The sequence below is a fragment of the Natronomonas aquatica genome (genome assembly GCF_024449025.1).
GTDB lineage: Archaea > Halobacteriota > Halobacteria > Halobacteriales > Haloarculaceae > Natronomonas > Natronomonas aquatica.
Genome location: NZ_JAHLKM010000015.1, coordinates 45,698 through 63,661, shown reverse-complemented (window position 1 = coordinate 63,661; position 17,964 = coordinate 45,698). Strand labels below are relative to the sequence as shown.

18 protein-coding genes are annotated in these 17,964 nt (G+C 67.3%); 6 read left to right on the top strand and 12 right to left on the bottom strand.

The window, feature by feature from the left end:
• The coding region (locus KM295_RS11250) for an AAA family ATPase (RefSeq protein ID WP_256030051.1) at window positions 1-447 on the top strand (447 nt) is incomplete at its 5' end.
• Window positions 447-1,271, top strand: coding sequence for an MBL fold metallo-hydrolase (locus tag KM295_RS11245; RefSeq protein WP_256030050.1), 825 nt, complete (start codon window positions 447-449; stop codon window positions 1,269-1,271). The genes KM295_RS11250 and KM295_RS11245, both read left to right, overlap by 1 nt.
• A 10-nt stretch (window positions 1,272-1,281) precedes the next feature.
• Here KM295_RS11245 and KM295_RS11240 read toward each other — a convergent pair whose 3' ends face one another.
• The 3 genes from KM295_RS11240 to KM295_RS11230 form a co-directional block, all read right to left on the bottom strand.
• The gene (locus tag KM295_RS11240) at window positions 1,282-2,250 is read right to left on the bottom strand and encodes a DUF5787 family protein (protein WP_256030049.1); all 969 of its coding nucleotides are present in this window, start codon (window positions 2,248-2,250) and stop codon (window positions 1,282-1,284) included.
• A gap of 74 nt (window positions 2,251-2,324) precedes the next feature.
• Window positions 2,325-3,296 carry a transcription initiation factor IIB gene (locus KM295_RS11235; RefSeq protein WP_256030048.1) on the bottom strand — a complete coding sequence of 324 codons (972 nt, stop codon included), beginning with the start codon at window positions 3,294-3,296 and terminating at the stop codon, window positions 2,325-2,327.
• A gap of 173 nt (window positions 3,297-3,469) precedes the next feature.
• Complete coding sequence (locus tag KM295_RS11230) at window positions 3,470-5,101, bottom strand: sensor histidine kinase (RefSeq protein ID WP_256030047.1); 1,632 nt, start codon at window positions 5,099-5,101, stop codon at window positions 3,470-3,472.
• Window positions 5,102-5,247: 146 nt separating this feature from the next.
• Here KM295_RS11230 and KM295_RS11225 point away from each other — a divergent pair, with 146 nt between their 5' ends.
• Together KM295_RS11225 and KM295_RS11220 are read left to right on the top strand one after the other, a co-directional pair.
• Window positions 5,248-5,631, top strand: coding sequence for a hypothetical protein (locus tag KM295_RS11225; RefSeq protein ID WP_256030046.1), 384 nt, complete (start codon window positions 5,248-5,250; stop codon window positions 5,629-5,631).
• A gap of 38 nt (window positions 5,632-5,669) precedes the next feature.
• A complete protein-coding gene (locus tag KM295_RS11220) occupies window positions 5,670-6,374 on the top strand; it encodes a type I 3-dehydroquinate dehydratase (protein ID WP_256030045.1) in 705 nt (234 codons plus the stop codon).
• On the opposite strand, the gene KM295_RS11215 is transcribed toward KM295_RS11220, so the two are convergent.
• Window positions 6,361-7,527 (bottom strand): 3-dehydroquinate synthase II, encoded by a 1,167-nt coding sequence (locus KM295_RS11215; protein ID WP_256030044.1) that lies wholly within the window; start codon window positions 7,525-7,527, stop codon window positions 6,361-6,363. The two genes, KM295_RS11220 and KM295_RS11215, sit on opposite strands and share 14 nt — an antisense overlap.
• Before the next feature lie 105 nt (window positions 7,528-7,632).
• On the opposite strand from KM295_RS11215, the gene KM295_RS11210 reads away from it, so the two are divergent.
• Window positions 7,633-9,273, top strand: a complete 1,641-nt coding sequence (locus KM295_RS11210) for an acetate--CoA ligase (RefSeq protein WP_256030043.1) — start codon at window positions 7,633-7,635, stop codon at window positions 9,271-9,273.
• Window positions 9,274-9,413: 140 nt separating this feature from the next.
• Here the strand turns inward: KM295_RS11210 and KM295_RS11205 are convergent, their stop codons facing one another.
• The 8 genes from KM295_RS11205 to KM295_RS11170 all read right to left on the bottom strand — a co-directional run bounded on the left by KM295_RS11205 (window position 9,414) and on the right by KM295_RS11170 (window position 16,535).
• On the bottom strand, window positions 9,414-9,608 hold the full coding sequence (locus KM295_RS11205) for a cold-shock protein (RefSeq protein WP_256030042.1): 195 nt from the start codon (window positions 9,606-9,608) through the stop codon (window positions 9,414-9,416).
• 101 nt (window positions 9,609-9,709) lie between these two features.
• On the bottom strand, window positions 9,710-10,498 hold the full coding sequence (locus tag KM295_RS11200; protein WP_256030041.1) for a 2-amino-3,7-dideoxy-D-threo-hept-6-ulosonate synthase: 789 nt from the start codon (window positions 10,496-10,498) through the stop codon (window positions 9,710-9,712).
• A 26-nt stretch (window positions 10,499-10,524) separates the two neighbouring features.
• Complete coding sequence (trpA, locus tag KM295_RS11195; RefSeq protein ID WP_256030055.1) at window positions 10,525-11,358, bottom strand: tryptophan synthase subunit alpha; 834 nt, start codon at window positions 11,356-11,358, stop codon at window positions 10,525-10,527.
• Window positions 11,359-11,360: 2 nt separating this feature from the next.
• The gene (gene trpB / locus KM295_RS11190; protein ID WP_256030040.1) at window positions 11,361-12,614 is read right to left on the bottom strand and encodes a tryptophan synthase subunit beta; all 1,254 of its coding nucleotides are present in this window, start codon (window positions 12,612-12,614) and stop codon (window positions 11,361-11,363) included.
• 4 nt (window positions 12,615-12,618) lie between these two features.
• The gene (gene trpC / locus KM295_RS11185) at window positions 12,619-13,392 is read right to left on the bottom strand and encodes an indole-3-glycerol phosphate synthase (RefSeq protein WP_256030039.1); all 774 of its coding nucleotides are present in this window, start codon (window positions 13,390-13,392) and stop codon (window positions 12,619-12,621) included.
• A 123-nt stretch (window positions 13,393-13,515) separates the two neighbouring features.
• Entirely contained in the window at window positions 13,516-14,484 is a 969-nt protein-coding gene (locus tag KM295_RS11180; RefSeq protein ID WP_256030038.1) for an electron transfer flavoprotein subunit alpha/FixB family protein, read from the bottom strand.
• Window positions 14,481-15,275 (bottom strand): electron transfer flavoprotein subunit beta/FixA family protein, encoded by a 795-nt coding sequence (locus KM295_RS11175; RefSeq protein ID WP_256030037.1) that lies wholly within the window; start codon window positions 15,273-15,275, stop codon window positions 14,481-14,483. The genes KM295_RS11180 and KM295_RS11175 overlap by 4 nt, the downstream gene beginning before the upstream one ends.
• A 105-nt stretch (window positions 15,276-15,380) precedes the next feature.
• Entirely contained in the window at window positions 15,381-16,535 is a 1,155-nt protein-coding gene (locus KM295_RS11170) for a helix-turn-helix transcriptional regulator (protein WP_256030036.1), read from the bottom strand.
• Between the two features lie 152 nt (window positions 16,536-16,687).
• Here KM295_RS11170 and KM295_RS11165 point away from each other — a divergent pair, with 152 nt between their 5' ends.
• Window positions 16,688-17,929: a DUF7096 domain-containing protein gene (locus tag KM295_RS11165; RefSeq protein ID WP_256030035.1), complete on the top strand. Its 1,242-nt coding sequence runs from the start codon at window positions 16,688-16,690 to the stop codon at window positions 17,927-17,929.
• Window positions 17,930-17,964 lie beyond the last annotated feature (35 nt).

The following is a 17,964-nucleotide window of genomic DNA, read 5'->3' as shown; positions in this document are numbered from 1 at the left end:
GCGGTCAACACGCTGTTGAAGAGCATCGACGAGATCTCGCTGATACAGGACGACGTGTTGCTCATCGGCGCGACGAACCACCCGGACCAGCTCGATGCGGCCGCCTGGCGGCGCTTCGACGAGATCGTCAACTTCCCGAAACCCGACTCGGGGATGCGGGCCGACATCCTCCGGATCGTCACCCGGCGGATGGATATCGACGACTTCGACCCCGACGCGCTCGCGGAGGCGACCGAAGGGCTCACCGGCAGCGATCTCCGGCTCGTCCTCCGGGAGGCTGTCCTCGATGCGCTGACCGAGGAACGGACGACCCTGACACAGGAGGACCTCCTGGAGGCGATCGAAGGCTTCGAAGAGCGGGACAACCTGAAGAACATGGACATGATCGACGGCGACGGTGACGCGTTGGTCGCCGGCGGATCGGACGGGCACGCACACGATCACTGATGGACGTCACGCTGCTTGGAACCGGCGACACGACGGGGACGCCAACGCCGGACTGTGATTGTGACACGTGCCGGCGCGCTCGCGAACGCGGCGTCGAGCGCTCGCGGTTTTCGGTCCACGTCCACAACGAACGCACCGGCGAGTCGCTGCTCGTCGACGCCAGTCCCGACCTCCGATCGCAGCTTCTGACCCACGAAGTGCCGCTGCCCGATGCGATCCTCATCAGCCACATCCACTTCGATCACCTCGACGGGCTGGGCAACGCCTACCGACTCTTAGAGGACGTCCCCGTCTTCGCCGCCGACGAGACCGACCCCGAGACCGGCCAAAGCGTCGCCGAAACGGTCGCCGAGAAGTATCACTACCTCGATGCGATCACCGTCGAGCCCCGCTCTCCCTTCGAACCCTTCGAGGCCTGCGGGCTCGAGGTGACGCTCGTTCCCGTCGAGCATCCGCCCCTCGTCTGTTATGGGCTCGCGATTGAGGACCCCGAGACCGGTACAAAGCTGTCGCTGTCGGGCGACAGCAACTACGGGATAGGCGCGGACTCCCGGGACCGACTCCGGGATCCGGACCTGCTTTTCGTCGACGGGATCGTCCCGTCGATCCACGCCGAACACCACCCCATCGGCGGCGATCACCCCGACGCCGAGGGCACCTACCGGACGTTCGGGACCAAACACATGACGATCGAGGGTGCGCGGGTACTCGCCGACGACCTCGCTGCCGACGATTACCGGATCGTCCACCTCTCACACTACATCCCGGCCGGCGAGGCGTTCGCGGACGATATGGCCGTCGACGGCGAGCGGTTCTCGTTGTAAGCGACGGCGGTCACTCCCGGCCGAACCGGTCGAGTCCGGCCTGCCGTCTGACGACGCCGTCGGGATCCGCGATCCAAGGCGTCCGCCGGTCCCTGATCGTCTCCGGATCCGCTTCGGGCGGTTCGGCGGGCGAGTGTCCTCCGCAGTCGGGACCACACTCCCTGGCCGGGTCGACGAACCGCCCCTTCCAGGCGCAGTACGGGAGAGCGTCCTCGGGCGCGAAGGGTGGCCCACGGGCCCTCGCCTGTTCGCACGCGGGCAGTGTCTCCGGCCGCCACCCTTTGCCGTAGGCACGTTCCGCGATCCGCCGGCGGAGCCGGGCTTTCTCCTCGGCGGTGACCGGTTCGATGTCGACGCGCGCGGGCTGTTCTTCGGTGATGGCGACCCCGCCCTCGTCGGTCGCCAGCCGATCCGGCTCCCGGACCGTCTCGACGGTCCCGGTCTCGGTGTCGAACCGGCGGACGCCGACGGCTTCGGGGATCCGGTTGAGGTGGGCGCCGGTGACGTAGGAGGCCGTCACGAGGACGACCTCATCGAAGAGCCCGAGCGAGACGTCCGTCCGAAGCTGGCGTTCGAGTTCGCCCGGCCGACCGAGGTCCGGCTTGTTCTCGAACGCCCTGAGCCCGCCGATCCAGTCGGGATACCGGGTCGTCTGCCGGACGTACCGCCGGCCGTTCCGCCGTTCGGCCTCGAAGAACCCGACCTCGATCGCCCGGTCCGCGATCGTCTCGGCGCGTTCGGGCGCGGCGTCGATCGCCTCGCTCGCCCGGCGCGCCCGCCCGACGCCGACCGCGCTTTCGATCGCCGGTCCCGGAATCGTCCCGGAGGTGATCTCGGTTCGCGTCTCGAAGTCCGGCCCCGGAACGACTTCGACGACGTCGACGATCCGGGCGTGCGTGCCGAGCTGGCGGGCGATGAGGCCGTCGCTTTCGGCCTCTAGGGCGGCACACACCGCGAGTTCGAAGGCGAACTCCCGCACGTCTCTCTCGAGGGTTCGGACGGACAAAAACCGCGCGGCCGGCGCGGATCTGAATTTAAAAACCGGGCTCCGGCTCAGGCGAACGCGAGATCCTGCTCGGCTTCCAGAAGTTCGTGATACCGGTTCCGGATGGTGACCTCGGAGATGTCGGCGACCTCCGAGACGGCCGCCTGTGTCGTCTTCTCGTTGGTGAGAAGGGAGGCGGCATAGACGGCGGCGGCGGCGAGCCCGACCGGCGACTTCCCGGAGTGGACGCCCTGCTCTTTGGCGTTGCCCAGGAGCTGTCGGGCGCGGTTCTCGGCTTCCTCCGAGAGGCCGAGTTCGCTCGCAAAGCGGGGGACGTAGCTCTCGGGGTCGGCGGGTGCGACCTCGAGTCCGAGTTCCCGGACCACGTAGCGGTACGTGCGGGCGATCTCGCTTTTCTCGACGCGGGAGACACCGGCGACTTCATCGAGGCTGCGGGGGACGCCCGCCTGTCTGGCCGCCGCATAGACCGACGCCGTCGAGACGCCCTCGATGGAGCGGCCGGGCAGGAGGTTCTCGTCGAGCGCGCGGCGGTAGATGACGCTTGCAGTTTCGCGGACGTTTTCGGGCAGCCCGAGCGCCGAGGACATCCGATCGATCTCGCCGAGGGCCTGTTTGAGGTTGCGCTCTTTCGAATCGCGGGTCCGGAACCGCTCGTTCCACTTGCGGAGCCGTTGCATCTTCTGACGCTGCCGGGAATCCAGCGAGTTCCCGTAGGCGTCCTGGTCGCGCCAGTCGATGTTCGTCGAGAGGCCCTTGTCGTGCATCATATTGGTCGTCGGCGCGCCGACGCGGCTCTTTTCGTCCTTCTCGGCGCTGTCGAAGGCGCGCCACTCCGGCCCGCGGTCGATCTCGTCCTCCTCGACGACGAGACCGCAGTCCCGACACACGGTTTCGCCGTGTTCGGTGTCGGCGGCGAGTTTGCCGCCACACTCCGGACAGCCGGTCGTCTCTTCGCTTTCGCTTTCGGTCTTTGCTTCGGTCTCGGTCGATCGCGTTCGAGTATGTGTGTGTTCGCTCATGCTACGTGGCGGGGGCTGCCAGGCAGGGGATTACCCCAGAAAGACCCGGTCAGTTATCGTAAATAAAGAACGGGCGAAAGGTATTTAAATACTTTGGTGTTTTCGTCGACGATAGGACGGGACGTGACACGGCCGTTGCCGCCGTCGCCCCGCCGGCCGGTTCGGTCGAACGCTTATATGTTGATCTCGAATCGGGCACCCCCCTCCCGGCCCTCCGTCGCCCGGATCGCCCAGCCGTGGGCCTCGACGATCTCCTCGACGATCGCCAGTCCGAACCCGGTTCCTTCCTCGTCCGTCGTGAATCCGGATCCGAACACCTCCCCGCGGATGTCCTCGGGAATTCCGGGGCCGTCGTCCTCGACGTAGAAGCCGCCGCGATCGAGCGTGCCGACACTGACGGTGACGTCGTCCCCGCCGTGCTCCACGCTGTTCCGGAACAGGTTTTCGAGCAGTTGCTGGAGTCGGTCGGGATCGGCCTCGATCTCCGCCGTGTCCCCGACGACCAACTCGGTGTCGACCGATTCGACCATCTCCCAGCTCCGTTCCGCGATCGCTTCCAGACCGACCGGCTCGGTCTCGTCGATCGGCTGGCCCTGCCGAGCCAGCCGGAGGACGTCCTCGATGAGGTCGTTCATCCGGTCGAGCGCCCCGGCGACGGTCTCGAGATCTTCGTGGTCGGTCTCTGCACGGACGAGATCGAGGTTCCCCTTCGCGACGCTCAGCGGGTTCCGGAGGTCGTGGGAGATCATACTCGCGAAGGTATCGAGGCGTTCGTTCTGCCGCTCCAGTTCCCGACGGTACCGTTCGCGTTCGGTCACGTCGGCGAACGTCAGCACCCGACCGATCTCGGCCTGCCCGGCAGCGAAGGGGTTCGAGGAGACCTGGTAGTACCGTGTCGCGCCCCCGGTTCGCCGCTCTATCACGGGCCGATCTTCGACGGCGACCTCGGCGATTTTCGGGAGCACCGTGTGCAGCGGCTGGCCGATCGCGTTCTCGCCTTCGAGCTGTGAGAACAGCTCCCGGGACTCCCGGTTCGCCTCCCGAACGGTATCGTCGTCGTCGAGGATCACGACCGGGTCATTACCCCCGCCCGCGATCTGGAGCGTCCGGAACTGGTCGGCGTAAACGAACATGACGCCGGCCGCGAAGGCGGCGACGCCGAGCGGCGAGTAGGTGAGCTCCAGGACGAACGGGCTCACGGAGCCCGCGACGTCCAGTCCGATCGGAAGCGCGGTGAGCGCGACCAGCCCCGCAAGCGGCGTCACGTCGTAGTCAGTCTTGTAGAACAGCTCGAACAGCATGAAAAAGCCGATCGTCGCCAGCGAGTAGGCGAGCCCCATCACGATCCAGTGGATCGGCTGGTGGGTGATCTGGAGGTGTGGGAACGGCGTGCTCGCGGGTTCGGTGACGTAGTAGAGCTGATGGAGCGGGTTCGTGAGCTTGATCGAGACGATCGAGAGGTACGTGAGCGCCGCCGCCCAGCGGATCCGTCGATCCCGATGGAGCGTCCGCCCCGTGTAGGCCGAACAGAAGTACAGCCACGGCCCGACGGCGCCCAACCCGACCACGAGACCGAAGAGATAAAAGCCGTGCTGGAGACGCGCCGTCGGTGCCGCGAGATACCCGAAGTGACTCGTCGCCCACGCCCCGCTGATAACGAGCAGCGCCGCCAGCCCGATCCGGGTATCGCGATCCTCGACGCGTCTCGCTCCGGGGAGACTGACGAAACAGAGCAGGGCTCCGAGGCCGAAGAGTACCAGATACCCGAGATACAGCGCGCCGCCCGGCTGGCTGGCAACGGTCATAGCCCCTCCGGACAGCTCGGTTTGGCACTCGATACGCGGGCGATCATAGACGGTTACACGCGCATTATGGGTACCGAAACATAATATCCCGTGTTCGGTTCCACGAGGGCACAACGGATTTGTCGGATCGTCACGAACGCCCCGCAATGACAGAACTGCTGGTCCCCGGCGCGGCGGTCGTGCTCGGTCTCCTCGCTTTCGTCTGGCTGCTTCGCCGCCGTGGGGGTGGCCGCCCCGACACCGCCGGACAGCGTGAGCGTGATCGCGCCCACAGGGACGCACAGAAACGCCCGCCGGAGGCGGCCGCACAGAAGGGCGAGACGTACGAACTCGTCGTCAAGGAGACCCAGTACGACCGCGTCCCGCCGGAGATCCGCGGAACGATAAACGGCCTCCAGACGTTCGTCCGGGACGTTCCGGACCCCGACGGATCGGGCGCCCTCGAACCCGGCGAGACGATCCGGGTGCAGGTCACCGACTACGGCACCAAGGGGACGACGGCCCAGGCGCGGTTCCTCGACCGGGTCTGATCCCGCGCCCTTTTGTTTGTTCCTCTCCGTGTATCGGTATGACCCTCGGTTTCGACGCCTTCACGCTCGCGGCCCCGACGGCGACGCTGGATTCGGAGCCGTCCGCCCGCGAGGCCGCGGACTGCCTGGAGTTCCGGATGGACCTGGCCGCCGACCCGCTGGCGGCGCTTTCGTCATATGACGGCGAGTTGCCGATCCTCGCGACGAACCGCGCCGACTGGGAAGGCGGCGGGGCGGCCGCCGACGGCCGGATCGGGACACTCGAACGGGCGGTCGAAAACGATGCCGTCGCGGCGATCGATATCGAACTCGCGGCGCTTGAGGGCGACCGCGGGGACCGTGCGGCGGCGCGAGCGCTCACAGAACAGGCGAACGAGGCCGGCGTCGCCGTCGTCGTCTCGGCGCACGACTTCGAACGGACACCCCCGAAACCGGAGCTAAAGCGGCTCCTCAGGCGGGCGTGTGAACGCGGCGACGTCGGGAAACTCGCCGTCACCGCCGCCGACAGGGGGGACGCGCTGTCGGTGCTGTCCGTGACCCACGAACTGACCGAGAACGGGCGGGCGGTCGCGACGATGGCGATGGGCGAGGCCGGCAGCCACACCCGCGCGGTCGCGCCCGTCTACGGCTCGAAGATCGGATACGCGCCGGCCGATCCGGCGGACGCGACCGCCCCCGGCCAGTACGACCTCGCGACGCTCCGGCGGCTCGTCGAGGTCCTGCTCGGTTCTACTTCTCGATGATCGACTCCTCGACGACCTCGCCGAAGTGTCTGGCGACGTCCTCGTAACGGACGAGCATCCCGTCGCCGGCCTCCAGTTCGGTGACGGCTTTCCGCCCCGATCCGGTCGCGACCTTGATCGTCTCGGCGTTCTGCAACAGCGTTTCGATCCGGTCGCCGTTCTCGAGTTCGGCCTCGATCCGGAACATCGGGCGCTTTTCGATCTTCACGCGGCCGACGATGGCCTCGCGGGTCTCCCCCTCGGTGTCGACGATCTGTACCTCGTCGCCGGATTTCAGCTCCGAGAGGTACTTCGTCCCGCCGTCGGGGGTCCGGACGTAGGCGTGGACGGCCCCGGCGTTGACGCGGAACGGTCTAGACGCAACGTACGGCGAGTCGGCGGTCTCGGCGTGGACGAAAAAGAGCCCGCGGCTCATCGAGCCGACGAGCATCCCCTCGTCGTGTTCGAGCATCGAGGCGGTGTCGACACAGACCCGGTCGGCCGAGCCGGCCTCCTCGATCTCGGTCACGGTCGCCGACACGAGATCGAGCCGTTCGCGCTCGGTGGCGTCCCTCGCCTCGACGGTCGCCCGGATCTCGTCAGGGTCGTCGGTGTCCAGAAGGACCGCATCGGCGCCGATCTCCAGCGTCTCGAAGGCCGTCTGTGCCTCCTCGGCGGACCGGACGCCGGCGACGAGGTCGGTCTCCTCGCCGATGCGGGCGATGAGGTTCTCCAGCGGAATGATCTGCCAGTCCTCGCCGACGACGAGCGTGTATTCGGCGTCCCCGGCGGCGGTCTCGGCGAAGGACTCGTACTCCGGGCCGAGGATCCGGACGTACGCGCCACCGGGGCCGTCGTGTCGGCGAAGCGTCGTCAGGTCTGCCGATCCCGAGAGATCCGAGGGGAGATCGACGGTCCCGTCGCCCTCGCCGTTCTTCCCGACGACGACCGCGTCCGGTTCGTTCCCCTCGTCGTTCTCGGCGTCCATGACGTGGACGTCGTCGCCGGCGAAGGCGGCGACGTCGACGCGGCCGAGTTCCCGAACGCGGTCGACGTCGCGTCTGTCGACCAGTACCCAGTCGACGCCGGCCTCGAGGCCGGCAGTGATACGCCGCCTTCGCGCCTCCCAGTCGCCGACCTCGTCGTCGGCTTTCAGCCATACGGAGCGTGTCATACGTCTCCGGTGGCGGGGGCGGCTATTGAACGTGGCGGGACTCGCCCGACCCGAAACGGGTCCCCGGCCACCCCATTTTATTTTTGCCCCACGCGAGACACCGGTATGGCGTGGCATGTCACGATGCCGACGGAGAGCTACGAACGTGCCCGCGAGGACTTCAGCTGGGACGTTCCCGCCGATTACAACGCGGCCCACGATCTGGTCGGGAAACACGACGAACCCGACCGGGTCGCCCTGTATCAGGCCTGCCCGGACGGCCGCCGGGAGCGCTACACCTTCGCCGACCTCGATCGTCGGTCGGATCGGCTCGCCGCGGCGCTGGCCGATCGGGGGATCGGGAAGGGCGATCGGGTCGGGGTCGTGTTGCCGCAGGTGCCCGCGAACCCGGTGACGCATCTGGCCTGCTGGAAACTCGGTGCGGTCTCGATGCCCCTCTCGGTGCTTTTCGGCCCGGACGGGCTGGGGTATCGCCTCGAGGACAGCGGCGCGGCCGCCGTCGTCACCGACAGCGACAACTACGGGACGGTCGCTTCGGTTCGGGGCGACTGTCCGGCCCTCGAGACTGTCCTCGAGGTCGATTGGCGAAACGCGGGGGGCCACGACGGGGCGACGGCGTTCGGGGCGGCGATCGAGGCGGCCGATCCCGGCTTCCGGCCCGTCGAGACCGGCCCCGACACGCCGGGTATCATCATGTACACGAGCGGTTCGACGGGGCCACCCAAGGGCGCGTTACACACCCAGTCGGTCTGGGTCGGGCACTGTCCGGCCTTCCGGATGTACTTCGAACTCGACGTCTCCGAGGGGATCTTCTGGACGCCCGCCGACTGGGCGTGGATCGGCGCGATGGGCGATCTGCTCTTCCCGGCCTGGCACTACGGCCGGCCGGTCGTCGACTATCCGATGGAGGGCTTCGACGCCGACACGGCGCTTTCGATCATGGCCGAGTTCGACGTGACCTCGACGTTCCTCCCGCCGACGGCGATCCGGATGTTGATGGGAACCGACGTCTCGGCGTACGACCTCTCGCTTTCGGCGATCTGTTCGGGCGGCGAGCCGCTGACCTCCGAGATCCTCGAGTGGGCCGACGACGAACTCGGGGGCGTCGCGGTCAACGAACTCTACGGCCAGACCGAGGCCAACCTGCTCGTCTGCAACTGCCGGGAGTGGTTTCCCGCCGAGGCGGGCAGTATGGGCAAGCCGGTCCCCGGCCACGACGTCGCCGTCATCGACGGCGAGACGGGGACGGAACTGGATCCCGGCGAAGTCGGCGAGATCGCCGTCAAACACGGTGACGATCCGGTCATCTTCGAGGAGTACTGGAACGAGCCCGAACAGACCGACGCCGTCCGCGTCGGCGAATACCACCGGACCGGCGACCTCGGCGAGTTCGACGCCGATGGGTATCTCTGGTTCAAAGCGCGCGACGACGACCTCATCATCACCAGCGGCTACCGGGTCGGCCCCGGGGAGGTCGAGGACGCGATCCTCGAACACCCCGACATCGAGCAGGTCGGTGTCGTCGGCGTCCCCGACGAGATCCGCGGCGAGGTCATCAAGGCGTTCTGTCAGCCGGTCGAGGGGGCGGCGGCCGGCGACGACCTCCGGGAGTCGATCCGATCGCTGGTCAGAGAGAATCTCGCGAAACACGAGTACCCCCGCGAGATCGAGTTCGTCGAGTCGCTGCCGACGACCACGACCGGCAAGATCCGCCGGACGGAACTGCGCGAACGTGAAACGGAGTAGCAGTCGCCGGCGTTTTTGACGACAAACGATAGAAACCCGAACCGGGCGCTGTCGGGCGCTGTCTTCGGAAAAACGAGTAATACACGGAATCGCGCTAGCGAGGCCGGTGTGTGCTTACGAACCGATCGCGGGTTCGAGCGTTAGTTGCGGACGACGTTCGTCGCGCGGGGGCCCTTGGGGGCGTCCTCGATCTCGAACTCGAGTTCCGTTCCTTCCGTCAGATCCTCTCCGCCAACGTCCTCCATGTGAAAGAACACGTCCTCGTCGGAATCCTCAGTCGAAATGAAACCGTAACCGCCAGTGTCGTTGAAGAAATCAACCTTACCGTTTGACATTGCAAATAAACGTACAGTCGACACGCGTATAACCCTTGTGCGGGTCGCGGTACCACGAGTGTCGGCCGACGAACGACGCTTCGAGGGCCAAGGCGGGCCGGTCAGTCCGCGAGTTCGGCTCGTTCGAGGGCCTCGTCGGCGCCGTGACCCTCGTGAACGACGAGCGAGACCGCCCGGGCCATCCGTTCGGGATCGTCGTGCTGGAAGATCGTCCGGCCCATCGAGACGCCGGCGGCGCCGGCGTCCATCGCGCCCCGGACCGCACGAAGCGACTCGCGGTCGCCGTCCGGCGAGCCGCCGGCGATGAGCACCGGTCGGGCCGTCGACTCACACACGCTCTCGAAGCTCTCGGCGTCGCCGCTGTAACCGGTCTTGATGAGGTCCGCGCCGAGTTCCTCGCCGAGCCGGACGGCGTGGCCGAGCGCCTCCGGGTCGTCCTCCTCGGTGTCGGGACCGCGGGCGTACGTCATCGCGAGTACCGGTATCCCGTATTCGGCGGCCTCGTCGGTCAGCTGACCGAGTTTCTCGATCTGTTCGCGCTCGTACGTCGAGCCGACGTTTATGTGAAAGGAGACGGCGTCGGCGCCCGCACGCAGCGCGGCCTCGACCGAGCCGGTCGCCCGCTTGTCGTTCGAATCCGGGCCGATGACCGTCGAGCCGTTGAGGTGGACGATGTATCCCGCCCCGTTTTTGTTGCCGTGGACCCGGTGGGCGATCCCTTTCTGGGTCAAAACCGAGTCCGCCCCGCCGCGGGTGACGGCGTCGATCGTCGATTCGATGTCTTTGAGCCCCGTTACCGCACCGAGTGTGAGTCCGTGATCCATCGGAACCATGACGTAGCGGCCGTCGGTTCCGATGCGTCGCAGGCGTGCGTCGATCCCTGGTGTCATGGTATCTGTGAGTGTGAGAGGTTCCCTCATGTTCCTTCCGGTCGCGGACGACGCTCCTTGCCGGCCAGCGCCCCCGCTTTCAGCTCCGCCGCGAGTGATCGGAGTTTCCCGGCGGTCCGCTCGGTTTCCTCGCCGGTTTCGTGTCCTTCGGCGACGATATCGACCAGCGCTGAGCCGACGATCACGCCGTCGGCGCCCGCCGCGACGACCGCCTCGGCGTGTTCGCCCGTCGAGATACCGAACCCGACGGCCTTCGGGACGTCGTGGCCCTCCAGTCGGGCGAGCGTCTCCTCGGTCTGATCCGAGAGATCGGACCGCGCCCCGGTCACGCCCAGACGGGCCTGCACGTAGACGTAGCCGGAAACCCGCTCCATCATCCGATCGAGCCGATCGCCGGCTGTCGTCGGGGCGACGATGAAGATCAGATCGAGGCCGTACTCGTCGCAGTATCCCCCGAGCCGGTCGGCCTCCTCCGCCGGGAGATCGGGGACGACGACGCCTTCGATTCCGACCTCGGCGGCGCGCTCGACGAAGGGCCGAACCGGATCGGTGTCCTCGGGGCCGAACTGGTAGATCAGGTTGTAGTAGGTCATACAGACCAGGGGAACGTCGACCTCGAGCGCCTCGACGAACTCGAAGTAGCGTTCGGGCGTCATCCCGGATTCGAGCGAGCGGACGATCGCCTGCTGGATCGTCGGTCCCTCGGCGATCGGCTCCGAGAAGGGAAGCCCGAGTTCGATGACGTCGGCGCCGCCGGCCGCGAGCGCCTCGACGTACGAAAGCGAGGACTCGAAATCGGGGTCGCCGGCGGCGAGATAGGGGACGAACGCCGGCTCGTCGAAGGCGTCCGCGAGGGTCACGGTCACGGGTCGAACACCTCCATTCTCGGTGCGTTCTCCAGTTCGCGTTTGTCGGTCTCCTCGATCACGGCTTCCAGATCCTTGTCGCCCCGCCCGGAGACGTTGACGACGACCGTCTCGGGCAACTCGACCGAGCCGTCCCCGTCGGGGCCGGCGACCGTCTCGAGGAAGCCGAAGGCGTGGGCCGTCTCCAGGGCGGGGATGATCCCCTCCTCCTGTGAGAGCCGGTGGAACGCCTCGAGCGCCGCGTCGTCGTCGACGGCGGCCGGCGTGACCCGCCCCTCGTCGACGAGATGTGCCAGCTCCGGGCCGACGCCCGAGTAGTCCAGCCCCGAGGAGACGCTGTGGGACTCCATGATCTGGCCGTGGCTGTCCTGCAGCAGTTTCGTCCGCGCGCCGTGGAGAACGCCCTCCTCGCCGGTCGACAGCGACGCCGAGTGCGGGGCGACGCCGGCCTCCTCGTCGACCGAAAGCGAGGAGCCGCCGGCCTCGACGGCGTACAGCGAGACGTCCTCTTCGAGCAGGTCCGCGAAGGCGCCCATCGTGTTCGAGCCGCCGCCGGCGCAGGCGACGACCGCCCCCGGCAGTTCGCCAAACTTCTCGATCGATTGTTCGCGGATCTCCTCGGAGATGACCGAGTGGAAGTCCCGGACCATCGCGGGGAACGGTGCCGGGCCGACGATCGACCCGATGACGTAGTGTGTCGTCTCGACGGTGCTCGCCCAATCGCGCATCGTCTCGCTGATCGCCTCCTTCAGCGTGCCGCGCCCGACGTCGACCGGCGTCACCTCGGCGCCGTTGAGCCGCATCCGGAAGACGTTGGGCCGCTGGCGGTTGATGTCCCGGCGACCCATGTAGATCTCACAGGGCATATCCAGGTGGGCGGCGGCCATCGCCGTCGCGGTCCCGTGTTGGCCGGCCCCGGTTTCTGCGATGATCCGCTCTTTGCCCATGTACTTCGCCAGAAGGACCTGCCCGAGGGCGTTGTTGAGCTTGTGGGCGCCGCCGTGCAGCAGGTCCTCCCGCTTGAGATATATCTCGACCCCGTACCGGGCGGAGAGCTGATCGGCCCGTTGCAGTGGCGTCGGCCGACCGCCGAAGTCCTCGATCCGCGCCTCGAACTCGTCGACGAATCCGTCCTCGTTTCCGAGGACGTATCGTTCGTAGGCGTCGGTCAACTCCTCGATCGCGGGCATCAACGCCTCGGGGACGTACTGCCCGCCGTACTCGCCGAACTTCGTGTCTGGTTGGGACATGGTGTTATTTTCTCGAACCGCCGGTCAGCCGCGCCGTGTTCGCTCGTACGTCGCCGTCCATGATCGCGGAGCCGACGAGCAGGGCGTCGGCGCCCGCGTTCCGCATCCGCGAGACGTCCTCCCGCGTCGATACGCCGCTTTCGGCAATCAGCGTGACGCTTTCCCGCTTCCCTGCCGGAATCGTGCCGGCGACCCGATCGAAGGTGCCGAGATCGACCTCGAGTTTCGCCAGATCGCGGTTGTTCACGCCGACGATGTCCGCGCCGGCCGAAAGCGCCGCTTCGAGTTCGGCCTCGGTGTGGACCTCGACCAGAGCCTGAAACCCCCGACTTCTGGCCGCCTCCAGCATCGTTCCGAGGTCGTCCAGAAAGCGGGCAATCAACAGGACGACGTCGGCTTCGACGACATCGAGGTGCTCCTCACGGAGCAGAAAGTCCTTCCGGAGCACCGGAACGCCGACCGCCGTCCGGACCCGCCGGAGCGTCTCCGGGGAGCCACCGAAGTGCGTCGGCTCGGTCAGCACGGAAAGCGCCGCCGCGCCCCCTTCGACCATCGCCTCGGCGAGTTCGACGGGGTCGTCGGTCCGTTCGCCCTCGGTCGTCGGGCTGGTCGGTTTCAACTCGGCGATGATCGGCACCCGACCGTCGGCCTCGGCGGCCGCGATCGCGTCGGGGAGCGACCGCGGCCGCACCGACACCGGTTCGGAGCGGCCCGCCCGCCCATCGGCCGCATCCAGGATCGACCGGACGGCCGGAGCGAGCCCATCTCTGGTGTTCATTACTGTACATTAACGCACTCATTTGCACATAAGGATTGCGTCTCTGTCCCACGGGCCGTGCCGACAGACAGCCGCGGCTGTCCGCGTCGTCAACAGAAACGCCGAAACCGACGGGCCCCAGCGTTATATATCCGGGACGTCGCCGCCGAACTCCTCGATGAGCGCGGGGATGACCTCGAAGAGATCGTCGACGATGCCGTAATCCGCGATGTCGTAGATCGGCGCGTTCGGGTCGGTGTTGATCGCGACGATCGTATCGGAACCTTTCATGCCGGCGACGTGCTGGACGGCCCCGGAGATCCCGATCGCGATGTAGACGTCGGGCGTGACGACCTTCCCGGACTGGCCGACCTGGCGGTTCTGGGGGAGCCAGCCGTTGTCGACGATCGGCCGCGAGGACGAAAGCGTCGCGTCCAGGGCGTCCGCGAGCGCTTCGATCAGCGGGATGTTCTCCTCCTCTTCGATCCCGCGGCCGATCGAGACCAGCACCTCGGCCTCGGTGATGTCGACATCGCCCGCGCCGACCTCCTCGAAGCCCTTGACGGTCGTCCCGAGCGCCCCCTCGTCGATGTCGGTCTCGAAAGTCTCGACGGTCGCTTCGCCCCCCGCTGTCGCCGTCGGCCACTCTGCCGGCCGGACCGTCAGGACGTACTGCTCGGCGCCGATGTCGTAGGTTATCTCGACTTTCCCGCCGTACTGCTCGCGGGTGACCTCGACCGGATCGCTGCCCTCGAGGGCGATCACGTCGGTCACGAGCGGGAGATCGAGCTGTTCGGCCACCGCGGGCGCGTAATCGAGCCCGTTGACCGAGTTCGGCAACAGAAGCGCCGCCGGGTCGAGTTCGGCGTGAAGCTGTTCGATTGTCTGTGCGTAGATCCCGTGGTTGAACTCCTCGCCCTCCGCAACGGTGTAGATCGTGTCGACGCCCTCGCGGTTCAGTTCCTCGACGAATCCCTCGACGTCGCCGCCGATGACGGCCACGGCGAGGTCGGATCCGAGTTCGTCGGCCAACTCGCGGCCGGCGGTCACGAGTTCGAAGGAGACGTCCCGGAGGTCCCCCCGGCGGTGTTCGGCGACGGCCAGCACCGTCATCCGTCGACCACCCCCTTATCACGGAGGAACGCCGCCAGCTCGCCCGCGGTCTCCTCGGGGCTGCCCTCCCAGACGGTCGCGTCGCTTTCGGATTCCGGCTCGTACATCGACGTCCGCTCGACGGGCGAGTCGACGACGCCGGCGTCGAGTCCCAGATCCTCGAGGGAGTTGACCTCGAGTGGCTTCCGCTGGGCCTGCCGGATCCCCCGGAGGCTCGCATACCGCGGCTCGTTGATCCCCGTCTGGATCGTCAACACTGCGGGCAGCTCGACGTCGGTGAGCTCTTCGATCCCGCCCTCGAGTTCGCGGCGGACGGACGCGATTTCGGCGTCGGCATCGAGTTCGAGGTGGTTGACGACGGCGGCCCACTCGAAGCCGAGTTCCTCGGCCACGGCGACGCCCGTCGCCCCGTTGGCGTCGTCGCCGGCCTGTACGCCCGAGAGCACGAGGTCCGGGGCCTCCTCCTCGGCGACGGCGGTAATGAGTTCGGCTTTCGTCTCGACATCGAGGAACTGGGCGTCCTCGAGGGTGTCGTCCCACACGCGGATCGCCCGGTCGGCCCCCTTCGCCAGCGCCATCCGGATCGTCTCTTCGGCGCGTTCGGGGCCGACCGTGACGGTGACGACCTCGACGTCGTCGTGTGATTCGCTCGTCTGGACCGCCTCCTCGACGGCGTAGTCGTCCCACTCGTTGAGATCGTATTCGAGGGAGCTTTCGGCGATGTCGAGTCCGGAGATATCGAACTCGTCGTCGACTTCGGCTACCTCTTTGACTGTGACGAGTATTTTCATAACGGCTGGTACGCTATACTGACGGACGTTCGCGATTAAACGTTTCCGAAACGTCCGTCGTTTGCCGTCCCCCGCCGGATTTCGAACAATGTTCAGCCGCGTGTCTCAGGAGTCGTCGGTGTCGCTTTCGATGTCGCCGACGCCCTCGCCGGGGAGACTGATGAGGTTCTCCCTGCCGATCCGGAGTTTGTCGACCCGGTCTTCGTCGGCCATCGAGGACAAAAGCTGGGAGACCTTCGCGTTCGACCACCCGGTCTCTTTGACGATCGTCGCCTGCTTCATCCGGCCGCCGCTCTGCTCGAGGAGGTACTCGACCTGCTCTTCGTCCGAGAGGAGTTCGAAGTCCGGTTCGTCGTCCGCCTTCTCGACTGCGGACGCGGCCGAACCGTCGGCGTCGCCCCCGGCTTTCTCCCCCGGTGGCGGAGTCCCGGGGGCCGACGGCTCGGACGCATCCGGGCCGGCCGCCACGGGCTGTTCGTCGTCCTCCGTGGCCGTCTCACCCCGGCGGCGCGCCACTAGCAGGTAGACACCGAGCGACAGCGCCGCGAGGCTCAGCAGTATCGCCCCGCCGACGAGGGCGGTCGGGAGTTCGGACCCCTCCCCCTCCTCCTCGGTCGGCCCCGTCGAAACCGGGTGATACACGATCGAAAAGTACCCCGGCTCGAACGTCGCGGGTCCCTCCCAGTGGAGGTCGCCGTCCTCGGCCCCCACGGGCGAGGTCGTCGGGCCACCGTACCCCGGCGGCGCCCGGATCGTCAGCGACTGGCTCGCCCCGAGTCCGGGGAGCCAGGTGCCGTCGGTGGTGTTAAAGGCGTCGTCGACGTAGATCGCCCTCTCCTCTCCGACCCTCGCGAACGACTCCCAGGTGAACGATAGCCGGAGAACGCCGTATCGCTCCGTCTCCCCGTCCGCTCCGGTGTCGTTTACGATCCGGCTCTCACGCCGGACCGACGCGATCGACATCTCGCGGCCGCTGGCTTCGCTCGCCTCGGTCGCCGCCTGCTCGAAGGTGTCCGTTCCGAGATCGAAGCCGCTCTCGCCCGCCTCGAAATCACTCGCGAACGTCTCGAACGTCTCGCGTTCGTGCCCGTCGGCGATCGGGATCCGGGTCGTAACGTTCCACGCCGCGTCGCCGTCGGCCTCGAGTTGGACCTCGAGGTGGGTCCCGTCGGTCTGTTGCTGTCCGGCTGCCGGGACCGCCCCGAACACGACAGAACAGACGAGGAGGGCACACAGCAGGGTGGGGACCCGACACCGCATGCCTGGATCGTGGACACCCGGGCGGCAAAACACTTTCCATACCGGGATAAAACGTCTCCGGGCCGGATAAACGGTTTCGAGGCCTCTCGACGGCTGGATTCCGCGCCGATCGAGACGGCCGGGTTTTTGTTCTTCGGCAACGAGACCCGAATATGGTCGGTGCTCGCGTGCTCGTGGTCGCCCTCCTCCTCTCGATCGCCCCGATCGGCGGCGTCGTCGTCGCCGACACGTCCGGCGAGGACACCGCAGTGTCCCAATCTCACCCCCTCCCCCAGCAGACGGCGGAGTCGGATCGGCTGATGACGGTCGTGACCCCCGAAAACACCTCCGAGTACCTCGCGCCGCCGCCGGGAGAGACCGACCGGAACGACGGTCGACGAACCGGTCTCGACGTCGCCGCTGCGGTCGAGACCGACGCCCGTGGACTCGAGAGCGCCTACCGGAGGTCGACGCTCGAACGCAGATACCGGGACGCCGACTCGGACGCCGAACGGCGCGAGATCGTCGAGAACGGGATCGACCGCCTCGCCGAGCGGGTCGACGAGTTGCGGCAGACCGAACGGACCGCGGTACGGCGCTACAGCGACGGTGAGATCGATACGCGGGAACTGCTGTGGACGCTCAGTGTCGTCAGCCAGTCGGCGAGCGAGACAGACGCCACCCTCGAGTGGCTGGAGACGACCGCCGACGAGATCGGCGCCGAGCGTGTGGCCGAACGCGCCGCCGCCGAGCGGGTCCGGCTCGTCCCGACCGACGGCCCGGTTAGAACGCGGCTCGTCACCGCTCTTGCCGGCGGCAGTCCGGGCCGGATCCACGTCGAGACGGCGGCGGACGGCATCGTTATCGCCACTGTCGACCCGGCGACCGACACGTACCTCCGGGAAGCCTACGATCCGACCGCGAAAACCGAGGGCGTCGACGACCAGTTCGGGGAAAACCCATCGCCGGCCCTGGAACGGTTCGGGGAACTGTACCCGTGGTCGATCGACAGTTTCAGCTCGATCAGCATGCTCGGCCCGGAGCAGGCCCGCCTCTATCGCTTCGGGGCGACCCACTCACACGGCAACCTCGAGACGTATCTCGACGGCGGGTCGGCGGACGTCCTCTATGAACGACAGTGGATCAACGTCCGCGAGGCTCCCTCCTCGAACGTCGGACGAACCGACGGCGACCTCCGGGTCATCGCCACCACGACCCGGGCCGGAGGCCCCATCGGTATCGCCGTCCGTGATACGACGACCGGGCGCCCGGTCGACGGCGACGTCGCGTTGAACGGCGATCCGATCGGCTCGACCGGGGGCGACCAACTCTGGACGGTCGCGCCGCACGGCCAGACGACGATAAACGCGACCTACGAAGGTGAGACGATCTCGCTCGACGTGGATCTCGAGTAAAGCGACGGCCGACGGTTTATATACGACCGGGCGAC